General features: G+C 59.2%; 4 protein-coding genes. All 4 read right to left on the reverse strand.

Going from position 1 to position 2,106, the window contains the following annotated elements; all coding sequences use genetic code 11:
* Positions 1-115: biotin carboxylase N-terminal domain-containing protein (locus ACI2KA_RS26885; RefSeq protein ID WP_404505479.1), on the reverse strand; the 115-nt coding region annotated here is incomplete at its 3' end.
* Entirely contained in the window at positions 99-491 is a 393-nt protein-coding gene (locus ACI2KA_RS26890; RefSeq protein WP_404505477.1) for a hypothetical protein, read from the reverse strand. The genes ACI2KA_RS26890 and ACI2KA_RS26885, both read right to left, overlap by 17 nt.
* Positions 492-530: 39 nt before the next feature.
* Positions 531-908: a hypothetical protein gene (locus ACI2KA_RS26895; RefSeq protein ID WP_077985202.1), complete on the reverse strand. Its 378-nt coding sequence runs from the start codon at positions 906-908 to the stop codon at positions 531-533.
* A 104-nt stretch (positions 909-1,012) separates the two neighbouring features.
* Positions 1,013-1,909, reverse strand: a complete 897-nt coding sequence (gene yghU / locus ACI2KA_RS26900; RefSeq protein WP_404505478.1) for a glutathione-dependent disulfide-bond oxidoreductase — start codon at positions 1,907-1,909, stop codon at positions 1,013-1,015.
* Between the last annotated feature and the right edge of the window lie 197 nt (positions 1,910-2,106).

Below are 2,106 nucleotides of genomic sequence, written 5' to 3' on the forward strand. Positions count from 1 at the left end.
AGACCGCAACGGTCGCAATCCCCAGCTTCTTCGCCGTCCTGATGACCCGGCACGCGATCTCGCCACGATTGGCGATCAGGATTTTCTTGATCATGCGATTATTCTCCCCTCGCATCGTCTTCATCGTCGCGGAATTTCTTTTCATAGGGCATCATCAGGATGGCCGAGGCAGCGGCGGCAGCGCCGAACAGGGACGCGATGGGCACGACGACCAGCAGTACGGGCACGGCCGGATTTGCGGCGCGGCCGATCCGCGCGCCCAAACCGCCAATATCGAGAAGGATCAGTGCCGCACCGACGCAGATACCGATCAAAACACCAACCGCCGCGTTGAGCGCCATGAAGCGCAACATCTGCCGGTGATCGAGCCGTGCGGCCTCCGGTGTCATTTTCAGTTTCAGATCGCGGCCGCCGGAAGCCCTGTATGCGTTACCGCTTCGAGGTTGCCTCAGCCAGCGGTGCAGGTCCATATGAAGTATGTCGACAATCATGTTCCTCCTCCCCCTCAGGAAAAATGCCGTCGCCCGCCCTCAAATCTCGAAGAAATTCTCAAATGATTCCGGGAAATTCTGCCGGGCGACGCGCTCGTCGATGACAAGCATCGCCTGGTAGGACAGCGGATCGAAATTCTTCTCCGCCGGCACCACCTCGCGGCCGAACAGCAGGTTGAGGCGGGCGGCGTCGAGATTGCCGCGCTCGAACGGCTCCGGACCGAAATGGTGCCAGAGCGAGTGCAGGAAGGCGGCGTCGATGCGATGCTCCTTGGTGTCGTTGCGCGCCCGGCGGGGTATCATCTTGATCGGTGTTACCCCTTTGGGGTTGGCGCGGCGGATGGTGAACTGGACGCCCGTGCTCGGCATGCCGGAGGGAAATCCCTTGTGTTTGGTCATTTCGGGCAGGTTCGCCATCTTTTGTCCTTCCAGAACATTTCCACTAAAAGCTGCCTTGCTTTTACGTCCGGAAATTCGTCAATTCAAATAGTTAGAGCGCTTTTGGCGCTCTAATCCTTTCCTTACGCCTTGCCGATCTTGTCCTGCGTCTTCGTCTCGAAGTCGGAGGCGTCGTGGCGTTCATGCAATTGTTCGGACGGATCGCCCGAGGTCTTGTTGACGATCACGCCGCGCTTGACCGCCGGGCGTTCGCCGATTTCGAGCGTCCAGCGCATGACGTGTCTGTAGCCATCGGCTTCGAGGAAAGCGCCGGCATCGCCATAGGCCTGGCCGAGCGCGATCTTGCCATACCACGGCCAGACGGCCATGTCGGCGATCGTATATTGATCACCGGCGAGATAGCGGTTTTCGGCCAGATGCCGGTCCAGCACGTCCAGCTGGCGTTTGACTTCCATGGCGTAACGATCGATGGCGTATTTGATCTTCACCGGCGCATAGGCGTAGAAATGCCCGAAACCGCCGCCGAGGAAGGGGGCGGAACCCATCTGCCAGAACAGCCAGTTCAGCGCCTGCGTGCGGGCATTACCCTCCTTCGGCAGGAAAGCGCCGAATTTTTCCGCAAGGTATACGAGGATCGAGCCGCTTTCGAAGACCCGTGTCGGCTCGGGCGTCGAATGATCCATCAGCGCCGGGATCTTGGAATTCGGATTGACGCCGACGAAACCGGAACCGAACTGATCGCCTTCGCCGATCTTGATCAGCCACGCATCATAATCTGCGCCCTTGTGACCGGCGGCCAGCAATTCTTCCAACATGATGGTGACCTTCTGGCCGTTCGGCGTCGCCAGCGAATAAAGCTGCAGCGGGTGCTTGCCGACCGGCAGTTCCTTTTCATGGGTGGCACCGGCGATCGGCCGGTTGATATTGGCGAACTGGCCGCCATTGCCCTTGTCCCAGGTCCAGACCCTGGGCACTTCATATCCGGCGGGGAAATTATCTGCGGAGGAATTTTCGGCCATGAAAATGTGTCCTTGTGCGTTTCGGGAGGACATCCGGACATCCGGGTGCCTGAACATCCATATAGTAAGGTGGCCGAAGCATTTTTCCAGCCCCGCGGCGGGTTAGAGCGGAATGGTATCGTGTTTCTTCCATCTGGTTTCGACGCTCTTGCCACGCAATGACGCAAAGGCGCGGGCGATGCGGCGGCGTGAGGAAT

The sequence above is a fragment of the Agrobacterium sp. NPDC089420 genome (genome assembly GCF_044900305.1).
In the GTDB taxonomy this organism is placed as follows: domain Bacteria; phylum Pseudomonadota; class Alphaproteobacteria; order Rhizobiales; family Rhizobiaceae; genus Agrobacterium.